Origin of the sequence: Kurthia sp. 11kri321 (assembly GCF_001534765.1) — a bacterium.
GTDB lineage: Bacteria > Bacillota > Bacilli > Bacillales_A > Planococcaceae > Kurthia > Kurthia gibsonii.
In genome coordinates, this window is sequence record NZ_CP013217.1 from 1,211,238 (window position 1) to 1,227,046 (window position 15,809).

General features: G+C 37.4%; 12 protein-coding genes. All 12 read left to right on the forward strand.

Features of this window, described 5'->3' with window-relative positions:
- Positions 1 to 7: 7 nt before the first annotated feature.
- Entirely contained in the window at positions 8 to 1,702 is a 1,695-nt protein-coding gene (gene recN, locus ASO14_RS06290; protein ID WP_068452990.1) for a DNA repair protein RecN, read from the forward strand.
- A gap of 237 nt (positions 1,703 to 1,939) precedes the next feature.
- The gene (locus ASO14_RS06295; RefSeq protein WP_068452993.1) at positions 1,940 to 2,668 is read left to right on the forward strand and encodes a sporulation initiation factor Spo0A C-terminal domain-containing protein; all 729 of its coding nucleotides are present in this window, start codon (positions 1,940 to 1,942) and stop codon (positions 2,666 to 2,668) included.
- An 85-nt stretch (positions 2,669 to 2,753) separates the two neighbouring features.
- Positions 2,754 to 2,972, forward strand: a complete 219-nt coding sequence (locus ASO14_RS06300; protein ID WP_068452996.1) for a hypothetical protein — start codon at positions 2,754 to 2,756, stop codon at positions 2,970 to 2,972.
- A 315-nt stretch (positions 2,973 to 3,287) separates the two neighbouring features.
- On the forward strand, positions 3,288 to 4,856 hold the full coding sequence (locus ASO14_RS06305) for a flagellar assembly protein A (RefSeq protein WP_068452998.1): 1,569 nt from the start codon (positions 3,288 to 3,290) through the stop codon (positions 4,854 to 4,856).
- On the forward strand, positions 4,849 to 5,577 hold the full coding sequence (locus ASO14_RS06310) for a glycerophosphodiester phosphodiesterase (protein WP_068453000.1): 729 nt from the start codon (positions 4,849 to 4,851) through the stop codon (positions 5,575 to 5,577). The genes ASO14_RS06305 and ASO14_RS06310 overlap by 8 nt, the downstream gene beginning before the upstream one ends.
- Before the next feature lie 506 nt (positions 5,578 to 6,083).
- Positions 6,084 to 7,487 carry a dihydrolipoyl dehydrogenase gene (gene lpdA, locus ASO14_RS06315; RefSeq protein ID WP_068453002.1) on the forward strand — a complete coding sequence of 468 codons (1,404 nt, stop codon included), beginning with the start codon at positions 6,084 to 6,086 and terminating at the stop codon, positions 7,485 to 7,487.
- A 12-nt stretch (positions 7,488 to 7,499) separates the two neighbouring features.
- Entirely contained in the window at positions 7,500 to 8,489 is a 990-nt protein-coding gene (locus ASO14_RS06320) for a thiamine pyrophosphate-dependent dehydrogenase E1 component subunit alpha (protein WP_068453004.1), read from the forward strand.
- Positions 8,489 to 9,475, forward strand: coding sequence for an alpha-ketoacid dehydrogenase subunit beta (locus ASO14_RS06325; protein ID WP_068453007.1), 987 nt, complete (start codon positions 8,489 to 8,491; stop codon positions 9,473 to 9,475). Before ASO14_RS06320 ends, ASO14_RS06325 begins: the two co-directional genes overlap by 1 nt.
- 13 nt (positions 9,476 to 9,488) lie before the next feature.
- The gene (locus ASO14_RS06330; protein ID WP_068453010.1) at positions 9,489 to 10,742 is read left to right on the forward strand and encodes a dihydrolipoamide acetyltransferase family protein; all 1,254 of its coding nucleotides are present in this window, start codon (positions 9,489 to 9,491) and stop codon (positions 10,740 to 10,742) included.
- Between the two features lie 119 nt (positions 10,743 to 10,861).
- Entirely contained in the window at positions 10,862 to 12,517 is a 1,656-nt protein-coding gene (locus tag ASO14_RS06335) for a methylmalonyl-CoA mutase family protein (RefSeq protein ID WP_068453013.1), read from the forward strand.
- Positions 12,514 to 14,661, forward strand: a complete 2,148-nt coding sequence (scpA, locus tag ASO14_RS06340; RefSeq protein ID WP_068453016.1) for a methylmalonyl-CoA mutase — start codon at positions 12,514 to 12,516, stop codon at positions 14,659 to 14,661. Before ASO14_RS06335 ends, scpA begins: the two co-directional genes overlap by 4 nt.
- Positions 14,661 to 15,728 (forward strand): methylmalonyl Co-A mutase-associated GTPase MeaB, encoded by a 1,068-nt coding sequence (gene meaB / locus ASO14_RS06345; RefSeq protein WP_068453019.1) that lies wholly within the window; start codon positions 14,661 to 14,663, stop codon positions 15,726 to 15,728. Before scpA ends, meaB begins: the two co-directional genes overlap by 1 nt.
- Positions 15,729 to 15,809 lie beyond the last annotated feature (81 nt).

Below are 15,809 nucleotides of genomic sequence, written 5' to 3' on the forward strand. Positions count from 1 at the left end.
ACACATCGTGTTAAAAGAATTATCCATAAAGAATTTTGCCATCATTGATGCATTAACCGTCGAATTTCAAGAAGGATTAACTGTATTAACGGGCGAAACAGGTGCGGGTAAGTCAATCATCATTGATGCGGTACAACTTTTAGCAGGAGGTAGAGGTTCTCAAGAGTTTATTCGCCATGGTGCTAAAAAGGCTGAACTTGAGGGCCTTTTTACGTTGCCTGAAGAACCGCATCCTGCTTATGATAAGTGTAAAGAATTAGGAATCGAAGTTGATGAAGGTGTGATTATTTTACGCCGAGATTTAAATGATACAGGAAAGAGTGTTTGTCGTGTTAACGGTAAAATGATGCCACTGAATATGTTACGTGAAGTGGGCTCGACATTGATTGATATTCATGGGCAGCATGAATCACAAGAATTAATGGACGATAAACAGCATATCTATTTACTCGATCAATTTGCGGGTGATGCGATAATCGGAGAAAAAGAGCGATATACATCGCTATATGAACAATATCGTACATTGAAAAGCGAATTAGCAGCACTATCACTTGGTGAACAGCAAATCGCTCAAAAAATTGATTTATACTCATTCCAAATTAAAGAGATTGATGCATGTAAGTTTAAAGAGAATGAAGAAAATGAATTGATGGAAGAACGTCGTCGTTTAAATAACTTCCATAAAATCTTTGAAGGTAGTTCTCACGCACATGAAGCGATTCTTGGTGAATCTAAAGGGCTTGATTGGATTGGTCAAGCGATGTCTGATTTAGAAGATGTTGCGAATGTAGATGAACAGTTCAAAGAACAATCTATGGCCGTATCAGATGCGTTCTATGTTTTGCAGGAAGCTGCTTTTTCATTAAAGAATATTTTAGATGAGATGGAGTTTGACCCAGAAAGATTAAATGAAGTAGAGCAACGCCTCGCACTCATTCAAAATATGAAGCGAAAATATGGCCATAGTTTAGCGGATATTTTAGCGTATCGCGATCAAATTGGTAAAGAATTAGAGACGCTTGAAAATAGCGACGAGAATATTCAAAAGAATGAAAAACGCTTAAAAGACTTAGAAAAACAACTAGCTGAACAAGCAGAAAAGCTAACAATTATCCGTAAAGAATATGGTGTTCAATTAGCTGAGAAGATTATGACGCAATTACAAGAGTTGTATATGGAACGTGCAACACTGATTGTACAAATTACACCGTCACATACATTTGATGCGATGGGTAGCGATGAAGTTGTCTTCTATATTTCAACGAATGTAGGGGAGCCACCAAAGCCACTGACGAAAATTGCGTCTGGTGGTGAGCTATCGCGTATTATGATTGCTCTTAAAACCATCTTTTCATCTACAATGGGAATTACGTCCATCATTTTTGATGAGGTTGATACAGGCGTAAGTGGTCGTGTAGCGCAAGCTATTGCGGATAAAATTTCACTAATCTCTGTAAATTCACAAGTGCTTTGTATTTCGCATTTACCACAAGTAGCGGCGATGGCTGACCATCATTATTATATTCAAAAGCAAGAAGAAGATAATCGTACGTTCACATCGTTATGTGAATTAGTAGAAGATGATCGAATTGACGAGATTAGTCGCATGATGTCAGGTGAAGTCGTGACGGAAAAAACATTCCAACATGCAAAAGAACTGGTTGAAATTGCAGAAGAACATAAACAACGCCGTATCATATAACTACTATTAAGACATTGTAAACAAGTACGAATGAATTGTTTGCAATGTCTTTTTTATCTGAAAAATAAACAAAAGTTTCATTCAACACGCAAAAAAAGTGTTATAATACATATAAATTACATGAAAATAAAACAATTGTTTTATAAGAAAATGGGTAATGACATTTTGTTTTGAAATGAATTTTGATACAATAAATGCATTGTGAAATGTTGAGTGAAAACCTAAGGAGGAAAAAAGATGACGCAGATTAAGGTAGCCATTGCAGATGACAACCGCGAACTTGTAGCCACATTAGAAAAATACTTGCAAAAAAATGAAAGAATACAAGTAATTCATACTGCTTCAAATGGTAAACAGTGCTTAAAAATGCTGGAGGAAGAAATCCCTGATGTGCTAATTTTAGATATTATTATGCCTCACTTAGATGGTTTAGCTGTTTTAGAAGAGATACATAAAAATGAGCAATGGAAAACGATTGAAGTGATTATGTTAAAACCTTTTGAGATGGATCGTTTAGAGTCGAAGATTATTCAATGTGCAGAACGTGCAAAAATGAAACAAACAAAAGCACGTGAAATTATTGAAATTGATTTACCTGAGACATCAGATAAGCATACATTAGATGCACGTATTACATCTATCATTAAGGAAATAGGTGTACCAGCTCATGTAAAAGGATACGGCTATATTCGTGAAGCTATTCAATTAGTCTATAATAATCCAGATTTATTAAGTTCAATTACAAAAGCGTTGTATCCAGCTATTGCAGAAATATTTGAAACGAAACCAACACGTGTAGAGCGTGCCATCCGAAATAGTATTGAGATTGCGTGGGGACGTGGAAATCATGACGCCGTATCCAAGCTATTCGGTTACACATCACACCATATGAAACAAAAACCAACAAATTCAGAGTTCATCGCCATGGTCGCAGAAAAGTTACGCGAAGAATTAGTAGAAGTATAAGTCATCTTATGAAAAAGCAGCAGAGTCGTTTCAGTATGAACTGCATGCTTTTTTTTGTGAATATAAGTAAGGAAAGAGGAGAGATATGTTTTATATTAGTTCGCTAGTAGGTTTAATGGTACTTTTGTACAGTATATGGAAGCGTCATTCTTTAGGGATTTATCTTGGTTTTGTTATCGCGCTTACAACACTTTTTTTATGGATTTGGGGTGCAAATGTCTTTTTATTAGCTATATCTGTTCTTTCAATGATTAGTAAAGAGGCTATAGAGAAAATACAAGATAAGAAAAACACAACACACTGAATATAGGTCTAAAAGCATCTATTATTCAGAAATAGTCATGAAAAATGTATTAGTTTTTTGCGAGGTGGGTATGATAAAGATAGTTAGGTTTTTCTATGTTATTATATACGGAAAATACTTACAGACTACATTTGGATAATAACAACCAATAAGAATAGTAAAAAACTAGGACTATTTAGTCAAATAAAACTAAATTTGAAAAAAATAAAAAAACAGATAAGCATATGGAAACATTCTAGTGTAAAGGTCTTTAGAAGTTAGATAAATGCACGATATTAAGCATACGGACTTTTACACAAGGAGAGGGTGAACAACATGGAACTTTATAAAGATCAGCATATGGAAATCATCTCAAGAGACAATAAAGTTTTTGTGAAAAAACATCGAGAAGATTATACAATGAAGGATTTCGAGACTTTATTAAAAGAATTTCCAAGAATTAAACTGACAAACTTTATGGAATTAAAAAACCTCTTCAATCAACAGAATGGTGATTTTGTAGAAATAGGTGTTTTATTACCTGAAATGGATATTCAAATCTCAAAAGATGCAATGACTGCTAATATTTTATTTTACGAGGATCCGAAAAAAATTAGTAACTCTGAAGATGAATTGAATCTTAAAATTAAAGAAATTGCTGCATCTATTGGGATTGAGTACGGTCTGAAACGAATCTTATGGGAAGAACTTGAGAAGAAAAAACATGTGATTGCGGAAGGGAAAGAGCCTGAAGATGGTGTGGATGCAAAAATCACGTATTTTCAAAACCCAACGCGCAGACCAAAAATTGGTTTAGATGGTCGAGCAGATTTTTCCGATATGAACTTTATTTTTGAAATTGAAAAAGACGCTTGGCTAGGTGAGAAAATACCGGCATCTGAAGGAATACCGGGTATGAATGTATTGGGAAAAGAGATTCCCGCAAAAGCAGGGAAAGACCTTATTTTAAAATATAATCCAGAATCTGTTTATGAAAGTGAAGAAAACGGAAAGATTATTATCCGTTCTAAAACAGCAGGTGTATTAGATGATTCAAATGGTTTAATTAGCATTTTGCAACATCTCGAAATTAAAACAGATATTGGGGTAGAAACAGGTAATATTGAGTTTGATGGTTCTATCGCAATTAAGGGAACCGTTTTACCAGGCTATTCGGTAAAAGCAACAGGTGATATTTCGATTGAAGCAAAAGAGGGCGTATCTGGTGCTGACTCGATTGAATCAACAGGTGGCGATATTTATATTCGTGGTGGTGTATTTGGTCATTCAAAAACGATCATTCGAGCAGGTGGAAGTGTCTTTTTAAAACATGCGAATGAAGCAACGATTTATGCTGAAAATGAAATTTGTATCGAAATGTATGCAATCGGTTCGAATTTATCAGGGAGAATTGTACGTTTAGACGGTGTGAATGGGAAAATTATCGGCGGTGTGACAGAAGCAACATCGTATATCCATACAGCAATCGCTGGAAATCAACACGAAAGACGTACAGAGTTAATTATTCATACCATTGACCAGAAAGAAAAAATGGGTGAAGTACGCTATAAAGCAGGGAAAATAAAAGAAATTGAACAAGAGATGGGTGTGCTTGAAAGTCGTGTCATTCAATTACAACCATTAACGAAACAGATGAACGCACAACAACTAGAAGTATTTGAAGATACAAAATATAAATATGAATTAAAAAAATCAGTTGTAATCCAGTTGAATTATGAAATTCAAACCATTTTAAAACAATTAAGTGAGATTGAAAAAGAATGTGTGGAAGTAACAAAAATGGCATTTGAAGGAACGATTATTAAGATTGGTAAACGGTCATCTATGTTAAAAACACGTACAAATGGTGTATTTAAAATGGAGAATGGAGAGTTGAATGTATAGATTGCCTATTTATGCACATCGTGGCTGGACAAAACATGAACCAGAAAACACATTAGAAGCGATGAAGGAGGCCATGATACAAACCGCAGCAGATGGAATTGAGTTTGATTTGCAGCTGACGAAAGATCGCATTGCAATTGTTACACATGATCTTAATTTAAAACGAATGTTAGGTATCTCTAAATGCGTAAATGATTGTACACTCAACGAAATAAGAAGTCAGAAGATTAAGGGAAGTCGTCATTGTATTAATACATTTTCAGAATTATTAGCATGGGCTATCCCGAATAAAGTACCAATGAATATTGAACTCAAAGAATCGTTTATTGGACGAACTGCTGATCTTGAGATTGTTGTAAAAAAGACGCAACATTTACCAAATGTACATTACTCCTCTTTTCATTTAGAAGTGTTACAACAAGTAAAGGTAATGAAACCAACAGCAGAAGTAGCGTTTATTCCGAAGCGCAAATTTGATTGGACGCGCTTAAATGATTTACCTTGGATTGATGCATTACATGTGAATAAGCATTTTTTCTATAAAGAAAAATATTGGAATATGGCACAGGATTTAAATAAAGTTTTACGTTTTTATAGTATTACAGGAAAAGAAAAGTGGCTTCAAAAACCACAGCATCCAAGTATTGTTGGATGGATTACAGATGAACCGAATCGAGTCGCAGATGCACAAAGATATGTTGATTCATATGTAGAAGAATGAATCAACTATTTTTGTGTAGAGATAACTAAATCGAATATACATAGAATAAATGAGAAACGGTATGTTTACAGAGTTTCTCATTTTTTGTTTATATAAAGCTTTAGATTAGGATGAATAAAGAATTTTCCTTATAATGTAAAGTGACAGAAAAACTTCTTTTTCAACAAAATATGTCACAAAATAAAGTTAATAATTGTCAAGAACACAGTTTTTAGTTAGAATTAGAACAAGGAAGAAAATATGTGTGTAAAATAGAAAAAATAAGTATTTAAACACAATTTTCTGACAATTTAAGAGCGGATAATGATAAAAAATTAAACGCAAATACAAGTAAGAATGTTTTTTTATCAGGTATATTATAAATGTCATATCATGTCATATGACATTTATGATAGGAAGAATAAGTATTATTATGATATAACAGATAGTGAAGGTATTTGACCTAAAATGATAAAAAAGCAGTTGTGACAAGAAGTGAAAATAATGATTTTATGGAGGTATGACATATGGCAAATGAATACGATTTAGTCATTTTGGGCGGCGGACCTGCGGGATATGTGGCAGCCATTCGTGCAGCGCAATTAAAGTTAAAAGTGGCGATTGTCGAAAAAGAAAAACTAGGTGGAACCTGTTTACATAAAGGTTGTATCCCGACAAAAGCGCTATTAAAGAGTGCCGAACAATTACGTTCTCTTAAAAAAGCGCACGATTTCGGAATCGAATTAACATCGTATGGATTCAATTATCATATCGCACATGAAAGAAAAAATGCTGTAGTCGCACAATTAGAAGCAGGTATTCAAGCGTTAATGAAAAAAGGGAAGATTGATGTATATACAGGTACAGGTCGTATATTAGGTCCTTCTATTTTTTCACCACTTCCTGGAACTGTATCTGTGGAATATGGTGAAGATCTTGAAAATGATATGCTCGTACCGAAAAATTTATTGATTTGTACAGGCTCGAAACCACGCACACTACCGTCTATGCCATTTAATCATACGACGATTTTAAGTTCAGATGATTTAGTTCTACTTGATACATTGCCAAAGAATATGGCGATTGTTGGTGGCGGTGTAATCGGAATTGAATGGGCATCTATGTTACATGATTTAGGTGTAGAGATTACAATCTATGAAGCATTTGAACGTATTCTACCTTCAGAAGATGAAGAAGTAGCGAAAGAACTTGTGAAAAATTTTGAAAAACGTGGTATTCAAGTTGTGACGAATGCGAAAATTTCAAATGTGGAAGCAACAGATGAACAAGTGACATTCCATGTGAATGAAGAAGTAAAAACATTCGAAAAAGTGCTAGTCGCAATTGGAAGACAAGCGATTACAGAACAAATTGGATTAGAAAATACAGATATCCAGTTAGAACAGCAGTTTATTAAGGTAAATAAACATATGCAAACAAAAGAAGCACACATCTATGCAGCAGGCGACGTAATTGGTGGTATTCAATTAGCACATGTAGCATCTCATGAAGCCATTCATGCAGTTGAACATATGGTAGGTTTAAAACCAGATACACGTGTCGTGCATATGCCAAGTTGTGTCTATAGCTATCCAGAGATTGCACATATTGGATTAAATGAAAAACAAGCAAAAGAACAATTTAATAAAGTTGTCGTCAAAAAATTCCCATTAAAAGCAAATGCAAAAGCACTGGTTAATGGTGATGATTTCGGTTTTGCGAAGATGATTGTAGATGAAGAAACAGATGATGTACTAGGCGTCCATCTAATTGGTGACCATGTGACAGAATTAATCGCTGAGTCAAGTTTAGCCTTTAATCTAGATGCTTCATCATTTGAAATCGGACATACTGTACACCCGCATCCAAGCGTGAGTGAAGTGATGCAAGAAGTCGCACTGGCAATTAAAAACGAAGCAATTCATTATTAGGAGGTTTTGATTATGACAGTTTCACATAAAGAAGCAAATTTAACAGATCAACAAGCATTAGATATTTATTTCAGTATGTTACGTGCAAGACGTGTCGATGAACGTTTATGGCTATTAAACCGTTCAGGTAAAATCCCATTTGTTATTTCGTGTCAAGGACAAGAAGCTGCACAAATCGGTGCTGCATATGCACTTGATTTAACGAAGGATTATTTAGCGCCGTATTACCGTGATTTAGGTGTGGTATTAGAAGCGGGAATGACAATTCAAGATGTCATGTTAAATGCTTTTGCGAAAGCAGAGGATCCAAACTCAGGTGGTCGTCAAATGCAGGCACACTGGGGACAACGCAAAAATCGTATTTTATCAGGTTCTTCGCCTGTTACAACACAAGTTGTACATGCAGCAGGTGTCGCACTAGCAGGACGCATGAAGAAAGATGACTTTTACACATTTGTTTCACTGGGTGAAGGTTCATCCAATCAAGGTGATTTCCATGAAGGTCTAAACTTCATTGGTGTGCATCAATTGCCTGTTATTACATTTGTAGAAAATAATCAGTATGCGATTTCAACACCATACGATCGTCAAGTAGCGAGTGCAACAGTCGCACAACGAGCAACAAGTTATAATATGCCAGGTGAGGTAGTAGACGGTACAGATCCAATCGCTACGTATATTGCTGTGAAAAAAGCACGTGAATCAGGTAAGCCAGCATTGATTGAAGCGCTTTGCCAACGATTGACGCCTCATTCATCAGATGATGATCACCGTATTTATCGTACGACAGAAGAATTAGAAGATGATAAACAAAAAGATGGTTTACATCATTATGAGCAGTATCTAGTGGAACAAGGCCTGTTAACAGAAGAATTAAAAGCAGAAATGGAAGCGACATTAAAACGTGAGATTAATGAAGCGACTACGTATGCAGAACAAGCACCATACGGTTCAGTAGAAGATAATCTACGTTATGTCTATGCGGAAGGGGAGAAGCTATAATGAGAACGATTTCCTATATTGAAGCAATTAATGAAGCGATGCGCGAAGAAATGCAGCGAGATGAAAATGTATTTGTACTAGGTGAAGATGTTGGGAAAAAGGGCGGTGTGTTCCGTGCAACAGATGGTCTTTACGATGAATTCGGTGAAGACCGCGTTTTAGATACACCATTAGCCGAGTCAGCTATTGCAGGTGTAGCAGTGGGTGCGGCAATGTATGGTATGAAGCCAATTGCAGAAATGCAGTTTGCGGATTTCATCTTACCAGCAGTTAACCAAATTATTTCAGAAGCAGCAAAAATGCGTTATCGTTCAAATAATGATTGGAGTTGTCCATTAGTTGTTCGTGCACCATTTGGCGGCGGGGTACATGGTGGTTTATATCACTCGCAATCAGTAGAGGCGATTTTTGCTAATCAACCAGGTTTAAAAATTGTTGTTCCTTCAAACCCAGCAGATGCAAAAGGACTTTTAAAAGCCGCGATTCGCGACCCAGACCCAGTTCTTTATTTCGAACATAAAAAAGCATATCGCCTACTTAAAGGTGAAGTGCCAAATGAAGATTATGTTGTGCCAATCGGTAAAGCTGACGTAAAACGTAGTGGTGATGATTTAACAGTTATCACATATGGTTTAATGGTCGACCAAACATTAAAGGTGGCAGAACAGTTACAAGAGGAACAAGACATTTCTGTACATGTTCTCGATTTACGTACAATTTATCCGCTTGATCAAGAAGCGATTATTGAAGCAGCACGTAAAACAGGTAAGGTCTTATTAATTACAGAAGATAACAAAGAAGGAAGTATTATTGGAGAAGTCGCAGCGATTGTTGCAGAACATTGTCTATTTGATTTAGACGCTCCAATTAAGCGACTGGCAGCACCTGATGCCCCATCGATGCCGTATGCACAGTCTTTAGAAAAAGATTTCATGGTAACACCAGACCAAATCGAAGCAGCAATTGTCGAATTAGCTGCATTCTAAGGAGGAAGAATACATGTTAGAGTATATTAAAATGCCACAACTCGGTGAAAGTGTTACAGAAGGAACAATCGACCGTTGGTTAGTAAAACCAGGCGATACAGTTGAACAGTATGATTCCATTGCAGAATTAACGACAGATAAAGTAACTGCTGATCTTCCTTCTCAATTATCAGGAACGATTCAAGAGATTTTAGTTCCTGAAGGTGAGACTGTTGCAGTTGGTGAAGTCGTATGTTCGATTGTTGTTGCACATGGGGAAGCAGCAACACCTGCTGAGTCACCGTCATCTTCATCAGAAACAACTAAACCTGTAGCAGCAGCGCCACAAGCTGCTCCAAAACGCTCAGCTGATCAGAAGAAGCGTGTGTCACCTGTTGTAGGTCGTTTGATTGACGAATACCATTTAAATATTGATTTAATTGAAGGAACAGGTGCAGGTGGACGTGTGACACGTAAAGACGTGTTGCGTGAGATTGAATCGGGCATTATTTCGTCACAATTAACGCATGAAGAAAAGCCAACAACACGTGATACACAAGTGAAAGAGGCAATCCCAGAAGAAAATGGTGACGTGATTATTCCGGTATCTTCGATTCGTAAGACAATTGCAAAACGTATGGTAGATAGCGTGACGCAAATTCCACATGCTTGGATGACCATTGAAGTTGATGTAACAGAATTAGTTAAATTACGTAATGCACATAAGAAGCAATTCAAAGAGCAAGAAGGATACAATTTAACGTATTTTGCTTTTTTCGTAAAAGCAGTTGCACAAGCGTTGAAAGAATATCCAATGCTTAATTCTGTTTGGAAAGGCGATACAATCGTTCAGAAGAAAGCAATTAATATGTCAATTGCAGTTGCTTCAGATGATGAGTTATTCGTTCCAGTTATCCAAAACTGTGATCAATTGTCCATTGCAGGCATCGCAAGTCAAATTGCAATTTTAGCTGAAAAAGGACGTAAAAAACAGTTGAATGTAAAAGATATGTCAGGTGGAACATTTACGGTAAATAATACGGGTTCATTTGGCTCTGTCCATTCAGCAGGAATTATTAATGCACCACAAGCAGCTATTTTACAAGTAGAATCAATTGTTAAGAGACCTGTCATTGTGGGCGATGGTATGTTCGCTGCACGCGATATGGTGAATTTATGTCTATCTTTAGATCATCGAATTTTAGATGGAATGATTTGTGGGAAGTTTCTAGCTCGTGTTAAAGAATTGCTAGAAAATATGACAATTTCAAGCACTTCTGTTTATTAGGAAAAGTCAGAAAACCGAATTGTTGCGGTTTTCTGATTTTTTTTTACTTTTCCGTTCACCTTTTCTTGTGTAAAATGGAAGATAGAATCATTGAAGGGGGGAAGCGTCAACGCGTCCATATGACAAACATGAGAGAAGTAACATTTGAACAAGCAACTTATGCTGACTGGAAAACGGCAGCAGAAGGAGCATTAAAAGGTAAACCATTTGAATCTTTGTTGACTAAAACAATCGAGGGGATTACACTCGAGCCACTCTACACAAAAGAGAGTTTGTTTGAAAAGATTGATGGTAAACTGGAGGAACAAATTTCGACGATTCGCACAATGAAAGCTGAAGGTGCTTTTGGGGTAGCACAGGCAGCCTATGGTGAGAATATTGAGGCATTCATCGCACAAGCAAAAGATGCGCTTCAACGTGGAAATCAATATGTAACAGTTGGAAAAGTAGCATTTGAGTGGACAGAAGATGCATTAAAGCAATTAGGTGCATTACTATCAGCTCACCCATTCCGTTTAAATATAGAAGATGAAGCCGTACTTGGTGTGTTCGAATTCATCACAAATAAAGAACAAGTAGGTTATGTACAATCAACACAACCAATTGACTTACCTGATTTTCCGAATGTTCGTACATTCAATGCAAATGTATTATCAGCACATTATGAAGGTGCAACATCTATACAAGAATTAGCGATTGCACTTGCACAAGCAGCAGAATTTATGAAAGGTGCATCTTTTGAAGAAGTAGAGAAAAAGTTCTTCGCTTCATTTGCTTTAGATACACACTTCTTTATGGCAATTGCTAAAATCCGTGCTTTCAGAGTATTATGGAAAGCGTTTGCAAAAGCGTACGGTGTTGAGACACCACAACCAGTTCATATCGCTACGGAAACATCACTTCGTTCATTCTCGAAGTTAGACGTTTACGTGAATTTACTGCGCGCTGGAAATGAAGCGTTTTCAGCAGTAATCGGTGGAGCAGACTTACTAACAGTTCATCCACATAACATTTTAACTGCACCAACGAATCAATCGGTTCGTATTGCACGAAATGTTGCACTTGTAATTAAAGAAGAATCACAAGTAACGAAAGTAATCGATCCTTCAGGTGGTTCATACTTTATCGAAACATTAACGCATGACCTTGTAAAAGAAGCATGGGCTTACTTCTTGAAAATTGAAGAAGCAGGTGGCTACGAGGCAGCAAGCGAGATGATTGAAGCGGATCTTCAAGCTTCATGGTCTGAACGCATTGAAAAAGTGAAAAAGCGTAAAACGGTATTAGTTGGTACAAATAATTATGCAGATGCAACAGAAGAAGTACCTGCTGAAACGTTTGTAGAAGTAAATCGTTTAGCACAACCATTTGAAGAGTTACGTGTGACATTCAAAGAACATCCGATGAAGGCACAAATCTTAACATACGGTGAGCTAAAAACGACAAAACCACGTACAGACTTTGTAAAAGGTGTGTTAGCAACGGCTGGTATCGTACCAGAAGTAACAGAACCAACAGCCGATTTAACAGAAATCGTGCATATGTTAACGACAACAACAGCAGACTATGTTGTCCTTTCAGCAACAGATGAAGATACAAAAGCAGTTATGGAAGCATTACTTGCTGCAAAACCTGAACATGTCATCTTTGATGTGGCGGGTAAGTTTGATGCGAACTGGACGGAAAAAGGCTTAAATGGCTATATCTTTGCAGGGTTGAATATTTATGAAAAACTAACAACTGTTCACGCAAGCATGAAGGAGGTTCAACGATGAGCAATCCAACATTCCACAAAATTGACATCGATGAAGTATTAACGAAAGAACCATTTGAAACGACGCAAGAAACATTTATGACGAATGAAGAAATTCCTGTAAAACCTGTTTATACAGCTGTAGATAATGAAGGTTTACAACATCTAAATGATGTAGCAGGGATTGCACCCAATACACGTGGACCATATCCAACGATGTATGTAGGTCGTCCATGGACGATTCGTCAATATGCAGGTTTCTCAACAGCGGAAGAATCAAATGCTTTCTACCGCCGAAATCTTGCGATGGGACAAAAAGGTCTTTCAGTTGCCTTTGACTTAGCGACACACCGTGGTTATGACTCAGATCATCCGCGTGTAACAGGTGATGTTGGTAAAGCGGGTGTTGCAATTGACTCGGTTGAAGATACAAAAATCTTATTTGATGGCATTCCACTCGATCAAATGTCTGTATCGATGACAATGAATGGTGCTGTACTTCCAATTCTTGCGTTTTACATTGTAACAGCAGAAGAACAGGGCGTTACACCAGACAAATTAGCAGGTACGATTCAAAACGATATTTTAAAAGAGTACATGGTGCGTAATACGTACATCTACCCACCTGAAATGTCGATGAAAATCATTGCAGATATTTTTGAATATACGTCAAAATTCATGCCGAAGTTCAACTCGATTTCAATTTCGGGCTACCATATTCAAGAAGCTGGTGCGACGAATGATATTGAGTTAGCTTATACATTAGCTGACGGTTTAGAATACGTGCGTACAGGTTTAAAAGCAGGAATCGATATTGATAAGTTTGCTCCGCGTCTATCATTCTTCTGGGCAATCGGTATGAACTATTATATGGAAATCGCTAAAATGCGTGCAGCACGTCGTATTTGGGCACAAATGATGTCAACATTTAACCCGAAAAATCCAAAAACATTGGCGCTTCGTACACACTCACAAACATCTGGATGGTCATTAACAGAACAAGATCCATTCAATAACGTGACACGTACGTTAATTGAAGCGAATGCGGCAACAATGGGACATACACAATCACTTCATACGAATGCATTAGATGAAGCGATTGCATTACCAACGGACTTCTCAGCGCGTATTGCACGTAATACACAGCTATTCTTACAAGAAGAAACAACGATGACAAAAGTGATTGATCCATGGGGTGGTTCATACTATGTTGAGAAGTTAACAGATGAACTAACACAATCAGCATGGAAACTAATCAATGAAGTTGAAGAACTTGGTGGTATGGCGAAAGCGATTGAAACAGGCTTACCGAAGATGAAGGTTGAAGAAGCTGCAGCGAAACGCCAAGCAAAAATCGATTCAAAAGCAGAAACGATTATCGGCGTAAATCGTTACCGTTTAGATGAAGAAGAACCAATTGAAATTTTAGATATTGATAACACATTAGTACGTCAATCACAAATTGACCGTATTAATAAAATGAAAGCAGAGCGTGACGAAGCAGAAGTGAAACGTCATTTAGCACGTTTAACAAAAGCAGCAGCAGATGGTAGCGAAAACTTATTAGCTGTAGCAGTAGATGCAGCGCGTGCGCGTGCGACATTAGGTGAAATATCAGATGCGATCGAAGAAGTATCAGACCGTCACAAAGCAGTTATTCGCTCAATTAGCGGTGTATATGCTTCAAACTATTCAGATGCAGATGCCATCAAAGAAATTAAAGAAATGACAGATGAATTCTTAGAAAATGAAGGTCGTCGTCCACGTATTCTTGTAGCAAAAATGGGACAAGATGGACATGACCGCGGTGCAAAAGTTGTTGCAACAGCGTATGCTGACTTTGGTTTCGACGTGGATATTTCACCACTGTTTATGACACCAGAAGAAGCAGCAATTATGGCTGTAGAAAATGATGTTCACTGTGTTGGCGTATCGTCATTAGCAGCGGGACATAAAACGCTTGTACCTGAATTAATTGCAGAGCTTAAAAAATTAGGTCGTGAAGATATCGTTGTCATCGTTGGCGGTGTTATTCCAGCACAAGACTATGATTTCTTATATGAAGCAGGAGCAGCAGCAATTTTCGGACCTGGTACGGTATTGCCTATTGCTTCTCAAAAAATGATTGAAATCATCTATGAACGTTTAGGTTACGAAGAAGCATAATGTCTGAAAAAGAATCAGCGCTTTTTGTACAACCAGGTGTAAAAGCGAGTCATGACGGGATGCAAAAATCCAAACGACGTAAATTTGTTAAAAAACGTAAACCGATTGCGATTGACGAATTAGCTACAGACGTACGAAGTGGTTCGAAATTACATCTTGCTAAGGCCATTACACTACTTGAGAGTGCAAATATCGATGATAAAGCAGAAGGACAGGCGCTATTAAAAGAACTGCTTCCACATACAGGGAAGTCGATTCGTATCGGCATCACGGGTGTGCCGGGAGCAGGAAAAAGTACGTTCATCGAAACTTTCGGCAAGATGTTAATTGAACAAGGCCATCGCGTAGCGGTACTTGCGATTGATCCGAGTTCTTCGATTACAGGCGGGAGTATTTTAGGCGATAAAACACGGATGGAAGAATTGTCGCGTGACTCACGTGCTTATATTCGACCATCTCCTTCTGCTGGAACGCTTGGCGGTGTGCATAAAAAAACACGTGAAACAATGTTACTTTGTGAAGCAGCAGGGTATGATGTGATTTTAATTGAGACCGTTGGTGTTGGTCAGAGCGAGACTATTGTACGTGGTATGGTGGATTTCTTCTTGCTTCTTGTATTAACAGGGGCAGGAGACGAACTACAAGGTATGAAAAAAGGAATCATGGAATTAGCAGATACGATTGTCGTGCATAAAGCGGATGGTGATAATGTACGAAATGCGCGTAAGACCGTTGCAGAGTATAAGCAAATCTTACATTTACTACAACCTGCAACGCCGCATTGGACGACAAAAGCGATGTCAGCTTCCTCTTATGAAAATAAAGGGCTCGACAAAGTATGGGAGACGATTGAAGCATTCAAAGAGCAAGCACTTGAAAATGGTGTTTGGTTGAATCGCAGAAATCATCAAACAACCGATTGGTTCCGCTCCATGATTTTAGACCGTCTTGTAGATGATTTTTACGGTACGCAAGGCAAAAAAGAAATCGTACAAGCCTTAGAAAAAGAGATTTTAAAAGGTGAATTAACCGTTTCGCAAGGAATTGAAACACTTTTTAAACCATAGTAAAAAGCAGTGATGTCACAGTGCATCACTGCTTTTTTGATTTAAAAAATGCCACACAACAAATGTAGTTGTATGGCATAT

Coding starts and splice junctions, on each gene's coding strand:
- ASO14_RS06330 (WP_068453010.1), top strand. CDS start 9,489: ATGTTAGAGTATATTAAAATGCCACAACTCGGTGAAAGTGTTACAGAA.
- ASO14_RS06320 (WP_068453004.1), top strand. CDS start 7,500: ATGACAGTTTCACATAAAGAAGCAAATTTAACAGATCAACAAGCATTA.
- scpA (WP_068453016.1), top strand. CDS start 12,514: ATGAGCAATCCAACATTCCACAAAATTGACATCGATGAAGTATTAACG.
- ASO14_RS06300 (WP_068452996.1), top strand. CDS start 2,754: ATGTTTTATATTAGTTCGCTAGTAGGTTTAATGGTACTTTTGTACAGT.
- meaB (WP_068453019.1), top strand. CDS start 14,661: ATGTCTGAAAAAGAATCAGCGCTTTTTGTACAACCAGGTGTAAAAGCG.
- ASO14_RS06305 (WP_068452998.1), top strand. CDS start 3,288: ATGGAACTTTATAAAGATCAGCATATGGAAATCATCTCAAGAGACAAT.
- ASO14_RS06335 (WP_068453013.1), top strand. CDS start 10,862: ATGACAAACATGAGAGAAGTAACATTTGAACAAGCAACTTATGCTGAC.
- ASO14_RS06310 (WP_068453000.1), top strand. CDS start 4,849: ATGTATAGATTGCCTATTTATGCACATCGTGGCTGGACAAAACATGAA.
- ASO14_RS06325 (WP_068453007.1), top strand. CDS start 8,489: ATGAGAACGATTTCCTATATTGAAGCAATTAATGAAGCGATGCGCGAA.
- lpdA (WP_068453002.1), top strand. CDS start 6,084: ATGGCAAATGAATACGATTTAGTCATTTTGGGCGGCGGACCTGCGGGA.
- ASO14_RS06295 (WP_068452993.1), top strand. CDS start 1,940: ATGACGCAGATTAAGGTAGCCATTGCAGATGACAACCGCGAACTTGTA.